This window comes from Arthrobacter sp. Hiyo1, assembly GCF_001263615.2.
In the GTDB taxonomy this organism is placed as follows: domain Bacteria; phylum Actinomycetota; class Actinomycetes; order Actinomycetales; family Micrococcaceae; genus Arthrobacter.
Genome location: NZ_DF952480.1, coordinates 1 through 13520, shown reverse-complemented (window position 1 = coordinate 13520; position 13520 = coordinate 1). Strand labels below are relative to the sequence as shown.

Here is a 13520-nt window from a genome sequence, read left to right as displayed (position 1 = left end):
TGGTTACCGTCGCAGTTCGTTCTTGCCCAGTTCAGGCATAGCCAGGGCAGCCACCAAAGTGATCAGAGCGACACCCACAACGTAGTACGCCGCGGAGATGGGTGAACCCGTCGCTTCGATCAGCAACGTCGTTATGAATCCGCCAAAACCACCGAACACGGTGACCGCGATCGCGGTTGCGATGGAAACGAGAACCCCGCGTCGCCTAAGGGCGAAAAGTTCGGTAACGGTTGCCGTGCCTACGCCGGCGATTGCTGCGGTCGGGAGAGCGAACAGGCCCTGTGCCACAATCACAGTCAGCAGTGATCGGCCATTGACGATTAGCAGGAACAGCGGCACCGACAGTACGACATAAGCAATTGCACTGCCGAGAATGAACGGCCGACGGCCAAAGCGATCAGAAAGGTGCCCAGCGAGAGGAAACAACACAACAGCCAGGAAGCACCCGATGCAGGTGGCCCACAATGCCTCTTGCTGGTTGATCCCGGCGAACTTACTGGTGAATGTCGGCATGTAGTTGATAGTCACGAACGAAGTGACTGCCCAGAGCGCGGTGATGCCGATAGTAAGGAAAAATCCCTTGACGGAGCTCAGCTGAGTTCGGTCGTTACTTTGACTCAAAGCGCCGGAGTCCTGGGATGATTCAGTCTGATCGGAATCGCTGAAGACAGGCGTCTCTTCCACTCGGCGACGAAGGTACAAGACCATCACAGCGAGGAAGGCACCAAACATGAAGGGGATGCGCCATCCCCACGCCTGCATTTGTGCTGGTCCAAGGATTGAAGTGAGCACTGCAACCACGATTACGCCCGTCAGCAGACCGCCGTAGGTGGCGACCTGATGGAAGCTACCGAAAAGCCCACGTCGTTTGGGGGTGGCCCACTCCACGAGGAAGACAGCAGAGCTGCCAAACTCACCTCCAGCCGAGAAACCCTGGAAGAGCCGGCCAAGGACGATGATGGCCGGCGCCAGTAAGCCGATCTGCGCATAAGTTGGCGCAATTCCCACCAGCAATGAGCCCGCGGCCATCAGAAGCATTGATAGCAGCATGACGAACTTGCGACCCTTACTGTCCACCAAGGGACCCAGGATAAACGCCCCGACAGGACGCGCCACAAACCCCACGCCAAAGACAGCAAAGGTCGACAACAGGGCAGCGTTCGGATCGCTTCCCGGGAAGAAGTTGGCGCTGATGGCAAGGGCCAAGAAACCGTAGACGGTGAAGTCGTACCACTCCATGACGTTTCCGAGGGTGGCCAGAGTTACTGCACGTGTTCGCGCCTTCTTGGTAACCTGTGACTCGGTCTGCAAAGCACTCGACATTGAGGCTCCTAAAATTCTTTGAGGTCGAAGGGTCCCGGAGAGCCCGGTGGACTCAGTGTAGGGTCGCCCACCCATTGCTATCGCCACTTTTCTTCACAACGGAAAACTCCTGAAGCGATTGCCCTTTTCGATTGAGAAGGACCCTCCGGGGGCGGTCCAGCCCCAAAGTCTGCTGCCGGTTGACGCGTCCCACGAACCACTGTCACCGTAGAACGACCGAGTCTCCTACGAGTTGGCGCCGACCTGGCACATGGGACTTCTGCTTTGCAGAAAGATTTGCACTGCAGCGAGTCATTTGAGGGATGCCGGGGAATGCCGGGGAATGCCGGGGAATGCCCCTGAAGTCTCGCTTAGACGGTCAATGTCTAAGGCCTGGAGGCATCAGCCAAGAGGGCTTCGGCAGCGATGGTCATCACGCGGACTACGAATGCCTTGCGTCGCGAGGGCCTGTCATGACGGTCACTAACGAGCAGCGCATCCACCTGTGGAAGGACATGCCATCCGCCACAGAGTGTAAGCACAGTGAGAAGAAGGTCCGCAGCGTCCGTCCTGGAAATTCCCGGAAGAACCTTCAGCATCTCATCAACCTTCGAACCCCACGTGCCTGCCCTGGCGGCCCGGTCCGCAACCTGATCACCACGTTCCAGACCCTCCCAGAAGAGAAGGCGTGACACCGCGTCTTCCTTGGTGCGATGTTCAAAGAGCCTTCCGGCAAATTCACCCATGGCCGTGGGCCCGCATCCGACGATGGGGACTTCGTCCATGGCACTGCCCAATTCGGCAGCCAGCACAGCGTCGAAAAGACCTTCCTTGTTTCCAAAGTACTGATAGATGCGTTCCTTACTGATGCCGGCACCGGACGCGATGTTGTCAACTCTTGCCCCCGCCAGCCCTTTCTTACTGAATTCAACGGCCGCGGCCGTCAGCAAGAGTGCTTTGGTGCGTTCGATATCCCATGCCATGTCCATTTTCCAAGCCGTACGCAGGGAAGCCGGAAGGAGGGTTTGATTCCCTGGGACGGCTTCCGGGGGTTCTGGTTACAAGCAGATTCCCAGTTTGCGCTCGCGAGCAGAACCCATTTCTTGCTGGCAGAAACGACGACTCATTTGTGGCTTTGCCGACCGCTGGCGATACTTCGGCGTGTCACCACGATCTCGGATGCCGTGGGGCAGAGGCCCTCCGGTGCGATGAAGCACTGGCGCCGGCTCGAAACCAAGGGGTTCGGCGATACAGGCCCTTCCCTATTGGCAACGTCGACGACCGACCTTGGGCGCACGGTTCGTCCTGGAGAACGCCGGCGAGGGCAGCACTTGGATCACGCTGGGCCTGGAATATCTTGTCCAGATTGAGCCGAGATACAGGTGTTGACACAGTGATGGTCGTGATGGGGCGGCCAGTCGCGGAAGTAACAGGCACAGCTGCTGACGCCGCGCCGATTTGGGTCTCTCCTCGGCACAGCGCATATCCACGCTGACGGGTGGCCTTGAGTTCCCCGAGCAACTGTCGGTAGGCCCTGTCGGTGAGCGCCAGCCCGAGCCCCGCCACTACCCGCCGATGCCACGCATGCACAGTTAAGGTCATAGACCCGGAGGCATACTCATGGTGGAAAGACAATGCGGTATCAGCCATGCCGACACCGCATAGTCGTCGTCCACCTCCCTTCCTGAGGATCTGTCACAACTCGATGAGCCCCAGCCAACCCCTACACGGTCGACGGACTGACTTAGACGAGAAACACCCTGGTGGGGTCCTCAATCACATGCCGCAAGGACGTCGCCGGCTCATTCCCTCACGCCCGTCACGGCGAAAAATGAGCTACCAACGTTACTAATGGAGGTGGGTCGTTGTCGTGCCACAAAGATGTCCACAGATAGGCCGGGACCCGCGTAATTCCGGGGATTTTGGTACCCACCCCCTATATCAACTTTGGTGCCACGGAGCTCATGCGGTCGTCCAGCTCATTGTTTAGTTAGGAGGTGGGTAGGATGGCATCATGCTTAGTTCCAAATCACTGCGTGTACGAGAGTACCTTCGCGTCTCCCAAGATCGATCCGGTACTGGCAAGAGCCCAGATCAGCAGCATGATGAGATGGCCAAAGATTGTTCGAGCAAGGGCTGGGAACTTCATCCTCATCCGTACCGGGACGACAACCGGAGTGCCAGTCGATACTCCAGCAAGGTCCGCGAGGGTTACCTCAGACTCGTGTCCGATATTCGGGCGGGTAACTTCGACGCAGATGTGTTGGGCCTCTGGGAGGCGTCGCGTGGCTCGCGACGGACGAGCGAGTGGTTGGAGATCATTGAGGTCTGCAAGGACCAAGGCATTCTAATCTGGGTACTGACCCACGGGAGGGTTTACGACCCCACTAATGCCCGCGACCGCCGGTCAATTCGTGAGGATGCAAGCGACGCCGAGTACGAAAGCGACAAGACGAGTCAACGGATCCTACGTCACTCGCGTGATAATGCAGAGAAGGGCCGCCCTCACGGAAGACAAATCTACGGATACCGCAGGGTTTACGACGCGGAGACCCGTCGGTTGATAGAGGTTGTCCCGCATCCTGACCAGGCACCGGTTGTTCAGGAGGCAGCCCACCGGGCACTCTCCGGTGAGAGCTTCTACGCCATAGCAAAGGACTTCAATACCCGAGGCATCCCACCGCGTCGGAGCGCGTACCGCGAGCAACGTAAGTATCTGGGGTGGACAGGGCCCGCGGTCAAGCAGATGCTGACGATGCCGGCCTATGCCGGCAAAAGACAACATCGTGGCGAGATCATCGGAGATGCGATCTGGCCACCGTTATTGGAGCCTGAGACGTGGGACAGGCTCCAAAGAGTTATTAGCCCGCCGGATCGACGGAGGACGAATGATTGGCCTGTTGCCCATTTGCTCGGGGGCATTGCTATCTGCGGCATCTGCGGAGTAGGTACGCGAATTGGCAAGCAGAATAGTGGTCGCAAACGGTATGACGATCAAGGGAACGCACTTCCTCGCGCGCATTACAACATATATATCTGCAGCGGCGCTCCTGGCAAGACTGGTTTTCATGTGGCCATGAAGGAGGAGCATCTCGACAAGGTTGTGGTCGACGTTGTTCTTGCCCGTCTCGAGCGGCCGGACTTTCTGGCGATGCTCGGCCAGGCAGACGACAGCGTAGACGCTGAGCGGGAGGCGCTTATCAAAGAAATTGCGGATCATCAGGCCTGGCTTAATGAGGTTCAGTTTGAGGCGGAACGCGACGCGATCTGAGGTGGCTCGACCGCCAGGAAGAAATCGTGCTTCCAAAGATGAAGGCTGCGCAGGACCGGCTAGATGCACTGGTCGGAGTTGATCCCGTAATAGTCGAGCTCGTGAGGTCTGGTCGGGTCCGGGAAATCTGGTCTGAACATGAAGCAGCCGGGGACTTTGCCTGGCGCAGGAAGGTGCTTCGCGCCCTAGTGGTTCCGAAGATCAACAGAGTGAAGCCGGGTGAGATTGGGTCTCGCGGTATCAACCGGGATCGAGTGGACTTCCTCTGGAGGTGACGATTCGACCCAACCTTGATAGCGCTGCTGAGACTGCAGTCAGGCCCATTCATGTTTGCGATTAGCGCAGCATTCGAATACGATTCGAATCATCATGGAGAACTCATTCGATTCGATTGCGATTCAAGCTGACAAGCCTGTCAGCGACGAAGTCGAGTCCTATGACGAATGGGTTCAGCGAAAGGCAGCTGAGGCTCCACCGCTTTCGGAACACCAAGCCTCTCTCCTGATTGGACTATTTTCCGGCTCTTCAGCACCTTACGTAGCGACGTCGACGAAAGCTGCCGAAATTGTTGCAATTGCGCCGTCTGCGCATGAGCAGAAAGTCGATTCGGAGCTTGAAGCGCTTGCAGCCCAGATCTCGAGCGTCTTCTCCTCGTTGACACCTGCCGAGAAAGCGCAGCTGATCCGTCTTCTCGCTCCGGTAGGGTGATAAGCAGCCCGTGGGCAGGGCTTAGGACTCAAACTCAACAAGGATTCTTGCGGCACGGCCAGTGATTTCGTCAGCCTTTGCGAGTATTTCGACTTCTTCTTCCGGGCTGATGTACCTTCCAAGAGGTGCCGGTTCAGGCGATCTCGGGGACTTCTTCGACACCGATCAGATCCCAGGGTTCCGGCACGACGGGTGTGTCCGGGGCGATACGCGCAGGCATGTAGACCACGACGTGCTTGTCGTGGTCGGACTTGATAACCGCGGGCACGCTCTCGCTGCGTTCGAGGCGTGAGCGGACGGCGGCCACGTCCTGCAGAATGACCGAGCGCATCTCAAACGCTAACGGGCCTGGCAGGGGTATCACGTGGTCTCCGAGCTCGAAACTGGAACTCTCAGGCTGGACTAATGTCTCCCCGCAGTGCTCCCGCGGACGGGATCGTTTCTACCGCTTTCGCCAACGCGAGTACGACAGGCGGACGCAACGATCGTGGCACGCTCTCAGCCATGGCGTCAGTGTTAGGCCGACATGCCATTGTTGTCCGCATGTGCAATCGGCTGAGGTATAGAGCCCGAGCGGTTGCCCAGCCGCGCCCATCATTGAGGTCCCGAGACCGTATTCCAGTCGCACCCCTGGGCACGTCCTTATTGATTTCACTCGAATTCAGCAAGGAGTGCTGCCACACGAGTATTGAGCTCGTCGGCCAGGGCAAGGATCTCGATCTCTTCTTCGGGGGTCACATGCCTGATGGTGTGAGGTTCGGGTGCAAATGCTAGCGCTTGAGGTTGCTGCACCGGAGCCTCGAGGAGCATCCTCATCACCGCGATCACTGCAGACAACGATGACCGGTGCATCGAGCTGTATTGATAGATGTAGCCCCAGCGGTCGATGCCCGGCAGCAGATTCGAGCAGTCCTGCCAGTCGCCCCAGTCAGGATTCGGGTCGTCACGCACGTGACGATGCGCCGTGCTGTCCGTTGCGGACTCCTCGCGCGTTGCGCGAGCGAACGGACCAAGGCGGATGACCAAGCTGAGTTTGTGCCGAGCACCTCGAGCCACGACCAGACAGCACATGAAGGGCAGCTGGCTTCCTCTTCTGCGGTTCCGATCTGGGGGCGCAGCTCTTGGAACTCGTCCGGGGCGAGATTGAGGGCCCGGTCGCGTGTGAGGCCCAACCCACCCTGGCAGGCCGGCGCGAGGAGCACCGCGGCGAACATCATTCGTCGGAGTCTGAGTCGCTCGATCCAGAACGTCTGCCTGCTGTTGGCGAGGATAGATCCGAGGCGGAGCAGACGCTCGAGCGCATCGGACTCTTCATGGTGTGCCGCCGGCCAGGCTGTTGCCCGGGATTCGTGATTGGTCCGCGGCGACCGCAGCTGGGAGATCAGTCGCTGTGACGCGCCTGCCTGCTTCTTGAACCGGGTCAGTACGGCGTCGTCGCGGCACTCCTGGGCGGTGTTCGTGACAGCGCACCAGTCGGTCCAGAGGTTAGGTTCAAGACATGAGACTCTATTCGGCTTAGCAGATATCTCCCGGTACAAAACTTGGGCCCCCGTTGATCGCAATGGCCAGTACGTCCAGTGCAATCATGTCAAAGCCGTTGCCTGCCTGGGGCCGAGTGCTAGATTCCGGCAGCGAGCAGGAGAACGCAAATGGAGAGTTCCGTCGCGATTTCAGATCAATCGCGTTCTACGAGCTTCTTGAGTTGCGCGTCGTAGACGTAGTCGGTGATCTCGCCGGACATAATCATTGCGACGGCCTTATTGATGGTCTCCAGCGGCACCACGAACCACTCCGAGGGGTCGTAGTTGCGCCCCTTCCGGTCGACCTGTGTCAGGTCCAGACGCACCTCGGCGAACACGCGGTGCAAGAGGTGCTCCAGCCGCGACGCACGCACGTTGTAGAGCCGGTAGTCCGCCAGCACCTTCACAGGTGCCATCAGGTAGGTCGGTGAATTCACCGCGTTTTTGATGCGGGTCTCGACGTTGGTGGTGGAGAAGCCGATCTTGTGGAGGTCTTTCATCCCCGCGACAACAGAATCCTCGCTGAGCGACTGCAGCACGTAGATGTGACCGCTCTCCATGTCGGCGTCGAGGATTTCGTCAGCATCGTGGCCTGTCCGCGCCAAGACCTGGCCCTGCGCCTCGTACATGCGGGTCATGAGGCTCTGCTTGTACATCGCCGACTCAGTGCCGTTCTCGAAGACGACGCGCAGGCGCTGCTTCTGCCTCGGCCTACCACCAACGATCAGGTCGACGTCCTCGCCGACCTCAGCAACGAAGCACATGACGCCGCTCAGCACGAAGAACACACCCTCGCGGATGAGATCCATGCCAGTGAAGGGCATCAGCTTGTATGTGCCCTCGGCCAGCTCGGCGTGCTTCGTTTTGAACAGCGGCTCGAACAGGTCGAAGTCCTCGGCCTTCACCCGCTGAGCAACCGAGTCCGGAGACTCGGGACGCTTGATCACGGGCAGATCCGACACGTCGAGGATGCCGGAGTCGTCGCCGAGCAGATCGTCCAGGTCATCGCTCTCAAGGAGATCGTCCAGGGACTCAGGAGCTGCCTCTATTGCCAGCAGCTCGAACTCCGTGTCGAGGTGTCTGAGCGCCGCGATCTTTTCGTCGTTGGCGAGGATGCCCTCGAGCCGGGCCCCAAGCTTCCGCTCGGCGATCTCTCGGGTCGCCGAGCTAGGCAGACGCCCGTGCGTCCGGCGGAACTCCACGATTTCCAGAAACGCCCGCTCGAGCCGGTCGGACGAGGTTATCTTCTTGGGTTTCTCGGGCGCGTCGAGGAGCCCGTCGAGGTCGTTGTCGATGAGGTCCTGCAGGGAGTACGGTGCTGCTTCGAGGATATCGTCGTAATCGCTCATTCGCTCTCCACCATCTCAGTCGCGCGCTTCTGTGCTTCAAGCTTCTGCTTGGCCCGCTGGAGCCACAGCAATGCGTCTGCATACCGCTTCTCAGTCGGGTCCTCCGCCCTCGCGTCCGGTTTCCGATCGTTGACCTTGATCCAGTTCTTGATCCTGGGAACGAGGGCGAGGGCTTCTTCCTCGGTGAACTCGATACGCGTCGCGGTGATCGTGTCCTGGATGATGCGCAGCACCGAGGGGGTGACCGACTTGGACATGACCTCGAACGCCCGCTGGAACGGGTTCACCGAGTCGATGAGGTTGATATTCAGCTCGTCGATGTTGACGAACTTCTCGGCCATCTTGATGAACCGCTTGTCGCCTACAGTGCGCACTTCGCCGTTCTTGATCACGGAGTCCACGACGACCTGCTGGCGGACCTCCTCCACCTGCGCCTCGGTGAGATCCGGGTACTTCTCCCGGATGATCTTCGGAATCAGCACCTTGTTGGTCGTCTCGGCGTCCACGGAGCCGGCCGCGGCCCGGGCGAAGGTGTCGTCCTGGAGGATTGTCGCTTTCAGGTCGTTCAGATCGGTCTCCACGATCTGCTTCACGCGATCGCTCGACGGCTCCTTGAAGCCCTTGATCTTCAGCTGGCCTGGCACCGCGGAATCGTCACCGTCGAATTTCTTTGTCTTGAACGTGAAGTTCTGCGCGAGCACCTGCTCCATGAGGAGCGAAGCAGTGATGGCCTTGAGCATGTTGTTGACCGAGACCTTCACCTCGCCCTGCGAGGCGTCGGGTTCGGCGATGAGGTTCGTGAACTGCGCGTGGGCCTTGCCGGGGCTGTCGCGGGTGACCCGGCCGATAATCTGGATGACCTCGGTCAGCGATGCCCGGTACCCGACGGTGAGGGCGTGCTCGGCGAAGGGCCAGTCGAAGCCCTCCTTGGCCATGCCCAGGGCGATGATGATGTCGACCGCATCGCCGTCCTTGGACGCCGTATGGGCCAGGAAGTGCAGCGTGTCGCCGCGCTTCTTCTGCTCGGTGTCGTCGACGAGGTCGGCGACGCGGACAATCGTTCCAGTGTCTTGCCGGCGCACATTGATGATGCCGGTGTCCGGGTCCTCCCCTTCGACATGCCCGATGACGTCGATGATGCGGCCGATCTCTTCGAGCTTGTCTTTCGTGGACTCTCCCGAATTGACGTTCGGGATGTGCACGATGGTCTTCTTGTCCAGGTCGAGCACTTCACCGATCGCGTCGGTGTAGCGGCCCTGGTAGAAGTGGTGGCCGATGCCGAGCGAGTGCAGGTGTTCATACCCGTTGAGCTGGTCGTAGTAGTTGAAGGTGACCGGGGTGAACTTCGCTTCGTCCTCAGGCGAGAGCACCGGAACGGAGTCTCCTCTGAAGTACGAGCCTGTCATCGCGACGATGTGGACGTCGCTGCCGTTCATCACGTCGCGCAGGAGCGCGCCGAGCGGCTCGACTCGATGTCGGCGGAGACGTGGTGGAACTCGTCGATTGCCAGTACCGTGCCGTTGAACGACTCAGGTGCGAGTTTCTCGAATGCGAAGCGAAGTGTCGCGTGGGTGCACACGAGCGTTGCATCAGGCCCTTCGAGGAACTGGATGAACGCGTCGACCTTGCCTGCCGAGGATCCGGCGTCGCACAGATTGTGCTCCGGCTTGATCTCCCAGTCCGCGAAGAAGCCGAACTTCGACAGGGCCGTTGACGCGAACGACGCGCCGATCGAGCGTTCGGGGACGGCGACGATGACCTTCCTGCGCCCTTGGTTGTAGAGCTTGTCGAGGGCCACGAACATCAGTGCACGTGACTTGCCGGACGCCGGCGGGGCCTTCACGAGGAGGTGCTGTGCGTCGCGTTTCGCGAAGACTCGCTGCTGCATGTCACGCATGCCCAGGGCATCCGTGTTCACCGAGGCCTTCGTTTTGGCATAGGTGACATCGACGATGTTGATGGGCTTCTTGATCGCGTTCACTTCGCGGTCCTCCGGGGCTTCTTCACTGAGGCCCTTGCGGCCTCGGTGTTTGTCATCTCCTCATACATAGCAAAGAGGTCAGACAGTCTTTGTTCATCAGTCTCGTATCCGCGCTTGGAGTAGATTGAGTCGACCAGCGCATCGATCTGTGAATGAGCGGCGCGCAGATCCTCCGGCATCTTGTCCGGGTCATAGAGCTCCGCGAGGGTCCGCTCGCAGTGATACTCTCGGACGTCCAACACGCGCAGAGCAGCGACTGTGAGCTTCTCCTTCACCGCGTCGGAGAGCGGTGGGACAGGGAAGTTGTTGTAGACGATGTAAGCGCCGTACTGGAAGTCGAGGCGCATCCGTCCGGACACTGCCCCAACCAAGCCATGTGCATCTGGGAGGTCAGCATAGCGAAAGTCCAGGGCTCGGCGTCGTAGATCGCGAAGCCCTTACTCGAGATCACTACCCCGGCGTCGAGGTAGCCCATGGGGATGTAGCGCCGACGTGAGGACGAGATACTCGGGACCACGATGGACTCGGTCGGTTTGTAGGCGTTCTGCTTGAACCGATTCGGGTAGACCGCGTAGTCCACGGTCGTCGCTGCCTCGCTCTCGAGCCGCCATTTTGACACCGCTTCCAGGCGCTTCGCGATCGCAGGGATCGCCTGGGCCTCTTCCAGCTCGTCGTCTGCGATCCACAAGCAGTAGCGCTCGATGTCGTTAATGAACTCCGCAGCGCCTGCGAAGCGCTTGATGTAGCGTGCCGCCTCAGGGTGCTTATCCAAAATCGCGTCGCGGTCCCTCGGTTCGAGGAGGAGATGGCCGCCGTCCTTTGGCATGGAGCCAGAGCCATACGCGGGAGCGACGGACTGAGGGCGGCAGTCCGGCGGTAAACGAAAACCGACGAGGCATCGGCAAGATAGCCGTTGATGTTCGTCGCCTCTATTTGGAGGCCATCGCTGTAAATGTACTTCGGCTCGGAACTGGCCATCCTCAATCCGATGACGACTACGGTGACGCCGGCGTTGCGCTTGGCGTTGTTCTCCCAGTTGAACGACGTGTATGCGTACCCGATCTCGATGTCCTTCGTGAAAATCATCGGGAACATAAGGCCGACGTGCTCGCCCTGAGTCACGGAGTTGGTTGAGACGAACGCCAACTCCGCCCGAGTGCCTTCAATGTAGTCTGCACCCTTGATGAACCATAGAGCGATATAGTCCAGGTCCTTCGAATACGGCCGCCGCCCGAACACGAAGGGGTAATCCGCTTTCATTTCCGCCTTCTGCGACTTCCCGCCCTTGTACGGAGGGTTGCCGATCAGGTAGATCTCTCCACCGTCGTTCGAGCAGACGTCGTTCCAGTCGACCCGGGTCGCGTTGCCCTGCTTGATCTGGCCGGTCTCCTTCAGCGGGATCAGTGGGATTGAGACGTTGAACTTCTCCTTGAACTCCGTGTTCATCTGGTGCTTGGCAATCCAGAGGGAGAGGATCGCGACCTCTACGGCGAAGTCGTCGATCTCGATCCCGAAGAAGTTCTCGATATTAATCCTCGACTCGGCGAACAGCACGAGGTGCTTGTCGTCCAGCTCGGCCAGGCGTTCGAGGATTGCGTGTTCGAGCTTTCGCAGCTCCTTGTAGGCGATGATCAGGAAGTTGCCTGAACCACAGGCTGGGTCGAAGACCTTGATGGCGCTGATCCGGTCGAGCAACGTTTCGAGCTTCTTCACCGAGTCGAAGCTCTCGTCGAGCTCGTCCTTCAAGGCGTTGAGGAAGAGCGGCTCGATCGTCTTGAGGATGTTCGGCACCGAGGTGTAGTGCTGGCCGAGGTCGCTGCGTTTGCCCGGTGTGACGATCGCCTGGAACATCGAGCCGAAGATGTCCGGGTTGATCTCGCGCCAGATGAGCTTGCCGGCATTGATGAGTTCTTCTCGCGCCTTCTTGGTGAATAAGGGCACCACGTGTCCTCAGACATCGTGAACAGCCGGCCGTTGACGTAGGGGAACGCCGCGAGGTGTTTGGGTTTGTCGGACGCGTCGGCGGTGTCCAGCGCCGTGAACAGATCTGTGAGGAAGTCCGCGGTGTCCAAGCCGTCGTCCAGCGTGTGAGACCCGACGGCGTTGGTGAACTGGTTCTCGGCAAAGATGCCCGTGTCCTCGGCGAAGTAGCAGAACAGCAGACGAGTGAAGAACAGGTTAAGCGCGTGGCGTCCACCTGGTTGCTTAAGAAGATCAGGGTTCGCGTGGAGCAGCTCATCAAACAGCTTGCCCATGCGCTCGGCAGCCTTGACGTCCGCATGCGTTTCGGCGACATACTGCGCTTTCTCCATCCCGGCCCAGGGCAGGAAGAAGGTGAAGTGCTGGTCGATGTCCCGAATCGGGAATCCGATCGTCTCGCCGGTCTGGGTATCCGTGGCTACGAGCTCGACGTAGTCGGTGACGATCACGAAGCGTGTGCTGTAGCGCACGACGCCTGGGGACGTCTTCAGTTCCTCCAGCACTTCCAGGGTGTCCCCTGCTGTCTCCTTGAAGTAGACGACCTTCTTCTGCGCGACCTCACTTCCCTGGTCAGTTGCGACGTTCAGATCGCCGTTGCGCAGGCGAGTGACGCTGCTCTGAGGCTTTCCGTAGGCGAGCAGGAGATCGAAGATGAACTCGCGGTCGTACGTCTCACGACCGGCGAGTGGCGCGACGCGCTCTTCGATGGCTTTCAGATTTAGCTTCGCCACGTACGAATTCCTTGTGCGTAGGCGACACCGTCAATGGTCGCTGGGCGTTTGGTACTCATGCGCCTTTCCTCTAGTCCGGCTGAATTGCCGTCTGCGTACGACCATGGTTCAAACACGTTGCTACTCCTTACATGGCAGGGCGGGAGCGCGCTACCTCCTCGTGATCTTATCCGGGACCGTGCTTCGGTTGTTTTTCATCCATCGCGTCACGCGACGGCATGTGTTTCCCATGCCCGGATAAGAGCCCTTATCAGGGACCGGCTTTTAATTTGCCCTCGCCTTCTGCACACTGGAGGGATGGGCGGTTCACCAGTACGGCTGGCAGCAGTGGAGGCTCCGGAGGCGGTTCCCGAGCCGGAGATCAACGATGAGCTGCGGGAGCTCGAGGCTGTGTCTCTTGATCTGGAGACGCACACTCTGTCGGCCAATACGCGGCGCGCCTACGAATCAGCGTGGCGATCGTTCGAGGAGTTCTGCAGTGCGCACGGCCTGGAGCCGCTCCCGGCGCATCCGGAGACCGTGCGGTGGTACGTCGCCTGGATGTCGATGCAGCTGGACGAGCACGGCCTCCCCCGCTTTTCCGTCGCGACGATCCGCCAGCGTCTGGCCGGTGTCGCGGACCGGCATCTGCGCGACGGGGTGCTCGATCCAACAGGTCACCGAGGCGTGAGCGGTCTG

The 13520-nt window shown here is 59.6% G+C and carries 14 protein-coding genes and 1 pseudogene; 3 read left to right on the top strand and 12 right to left on the bottom strand.

All coding sequences use genetic code 11. The annotated features are described in order from the left end of the window. Nucleotides 1-3: 3 nt before the first annotated feature. The 3 genes from AHiyo1_RS23380 to AHiyo1_RS28450 form a co-directional block, all read right to left on the bottom strand. A complete protein-coding gene (locus AHiyo1_RS23380; protein WP_059390212.1) occupies nt 4-1323 on the bottom strand; it encodes an MFS transporter in 1320 nt (439 codons plus the stop codon). 365 nt (nt 1324-1688) lie between these two features. Beyond that, nucleotides 1689-2285: a TetR/AcrR family transcriptional regulator gene (locus tag AHiyo1_RS23375; RefSeq protein WP_059390211.1), complete on the bottom strand. Its 597-nt coding sequence runs from the start codon at nt 2283-2285 to the stop codon at nt 1689-1691. A 181-nt stretch (nt 2286-2466) separates the two neighbouring features. Beyond that, the gene (locus tag AHiyo1_RS28450; RefSeq protein ID WP_445286257.1) at nt 2467-2904 is read right to left on the bottom strand and encodes an IclR family transcriptional regulator domain-containing protein; all 438 of its coding nucleotides are present in this window, start codon (nt 2902-2904) and stop codon (nt 2467-2469) included. A 412-nt stretch (nt 2905-3316) separates the two neighbouring features. Between AHiyo1_RS28450 and AHiyo1_RS23365 the strand changes: the two genes are divergently transcribed. After that, nucleotides 3317-4573, top strand: coding sequence for a recombinase family protein (locus AHiyo1_RS23365; protein WP_084784695.1), 1257 nt, complete (start codon nt 3317-3319; stop codon nt 4571-4573). 369 nt (nt 4574-4942) lie between these two features. Further along, nucleotides 4943-5281, top strand: a complete 339-nt coding sequence (locus tag AHiyo1_RS23355; protein ID WP_059390208.1) for a hypothetical protein — start codon at nt 4943-4945, stop codon at nt 5279-5281. A 133-nt stretch (nt 5282-5414) separates the two neighbouring features. On the opposite strand, the gene AHiyo1_RS23350 is transcribed toward AHiyo1_RS23355, so the two are convergent. From AHiyo1_RS23350 to AHiyo1_RS28100, 9 genes and pseudogenes are all read right to left on the bottom strand, one after another. Beyond that, a complete protein-coding gene (locus AHiyo1_RS23350) occupies nt 5415-5612 on the bottom strand; it encodes a hypothetical protein (RefSeq protein ID WP_059390207.1) in 198 nt (65 codons plus the stop codon). 320 nt (nt 5613-5932) lie between these two features. Beyond that, nucleotides 5933-6307, bottom strand: a complete 375-nt coding sequence (locus AHiyo1_RS23345; protein WP_148667752.1) for a hypothetical protein — start codon at nt 6305-6307, stop codon at nt 5933-5935. A gap of 649 nt (nt 6308-6956) precedes the next feature. Further along, nucleotides 6957-8150 carry a GIY-YIG nuclease family protein gene (locus tag AHiyo1_RS23340; RefSeq protein WP_059390205.1) on the bottom strand — a complete coding sequence of 398 codons (1194 nt, stop codon included), beginning with the start codon at nt 8148-8150 and terminating at the stop codon, nt 6957-6959. Beyond that, nucleotides 8147-9586, bottom strand: coding sequence for a DEAD/DEAH box helicase (locus AHiyo1_RS23335; RefSeq protein ID WP_253257577.1), 1440 nt, complete (start codon nt 9584-9586; stop codon nt 8147-8149). Before AHiyo1_RS23335 ends, AHiyo1_RS23340 begins: the two co-directional genes overlap by 4 nt. After that, nucleotides 9586-10131: a DEAD/DEAH box helicase gene (locus AHiyo1_RS27660; protein WP_253257576.1), complete on the bottom strand. Its 546-nt coding sequence runs from the start codon at nt 10129-10131 to the stop codon at nt 9586-9588. The genes AHiyo1_RS23335 and AHiyo1_RS27660 overlap by 1 nt, the downstream gene beginning before the upstream one ends. Further along, nucleotides 10128-10490, bottom strand: coding sequence for a type IIL restriction-modification enzyme MmeI (locus AHiyo1_RS27655; RefSeq protein ID WP_253257575.1), 363 nt, complete (start codon nt 10488-10490; stop codon nt 10128-10130). Before AHiyo1_RS27655 ends, AHiyo1_RS27660 begins: the two co-directional genes overlap by 4 nt. After that, complete coding sequence (locus tag AHiyo1_RS28110; protein ID WP_340639375.1) at nt 10403-10957, bottom strand: type IIL restriction-modification enzyme MmeI; 555 nt, start codon at nt 10955-10957, stop codon at nt 10403-10405. The genes AHiyo1_RS27655 and AHiyo1_RS28110 overlap by 88 nt, the downstream gene beginning before the upstream one ends. 182 nt (nt 10958-11139) lie before the next feature. After that, a pseudogene (locus AHiyo1_RS28105) lies at nt 11140-11982 on the bottom strand (DNA methyltransferase); the annotation flags it as partial. Then, nucleotides 11874-12842 carry a type IIL restriction-modification enzyme MmeI gene (locus AHiyo1_RS28100; RefSeq protein ID WP_340639374.1) on the bottom strand — a complete coding sequence of 323 codons (969 nt, stop codon included), beginning with the start codon at nt 12840-12842 and terminating at the stop codon, nt 11874-11876. The gene AHiyo1_RS28100 and the pseudogene AHiyo1_RS28105, both read right to left, overlap by 109 nt. Before the next feature lie 297 nt (nt 12843-13139). Here AHiyo1_RS28100 and AHiyo1_RS23325 point away from each other — a divergent pair. Then, nucleotides 13140-13520, top strand: a 381-nt coding sequence (locus AHiyo1_RS23325; RefSeq protein ID WP_216363325.1) for a hypothetical protein, incomplete at its 3' end; no start/stop codon positions are given.

What these genes read in the sequence shown, in the direction of transcription:
- AHiyo1_RS23355 (WP_059390208.1), top strand. Translation starts at nt 4,943, where the DNA reads ATGGAGAACTCATTCGATTCGATTGCGATTCAAGCTGACAAGCCTGTC.
- AHiyo1_RS23380 (WP_059390212.1), bottom strand. Translation starts at nt 1,323, where the DNA reads ATGTCGAGTGCTTTGCAGACCGAGTCACAGGTTACCAAGAAGGCGCGA.
- AHiyo1_RS23375 (WP_059390211.1), bottom strand. Translation starts at nt 2,285, where the DNA reads ATGGCATGGGATATCGAACGCACCAAAGCACTCTTGCTGACGGCCGCG.
- AHiyo1_RS23365 (WP_084784695.1), top strand. Translation starts at nt 3,317, where the DNA reads ATGCTTAGTTCCAAATCACTGCGTGTACGAGAGTACCTTCGCGTCTCC.
- AHiyo1_RS28110 (WP_340639375.1), bottom strand. Translation starts at nt 10,957, where the DNA reads ATGCCAAAGGACGGCGGCCATCTCCTCCTCGAACCGAGGGACCGCGAC.
- AHiyo1_RS23350 (WP_059390207.1), bottom strand. Translation starts at nt 5,612, where the DNA reads ATGCGCTCGGTCATTCTGCAGGACGTGGCCGCCGTCCGCTCACGCCTC.
- AHiyo1_RS23340 (WP_059390205.1), bottom strand. Translation starts at nt 8,150, where the DNA reads ATGAGCGATTACGACGATATCCTCGAAGCAGCACCGTACTCCCTGCAG.
- AHiyo1_RS23335 (WP_253257577.1), bottom strand. Translation starts at nt 9,586, where the DNA reads ATGAACGGCAGCGACGTCCACATCGTCGCGATGACAGGCTCGTACTTC.
- AHiyo1_RS28450 (WP_445286257.1), bottom strand. Translation starts at nt 2,904, where the DNA reads ATGACCTTAACTGTGCATGCGTGGCATCGGCGGGTAGTGGCGGGGCTC.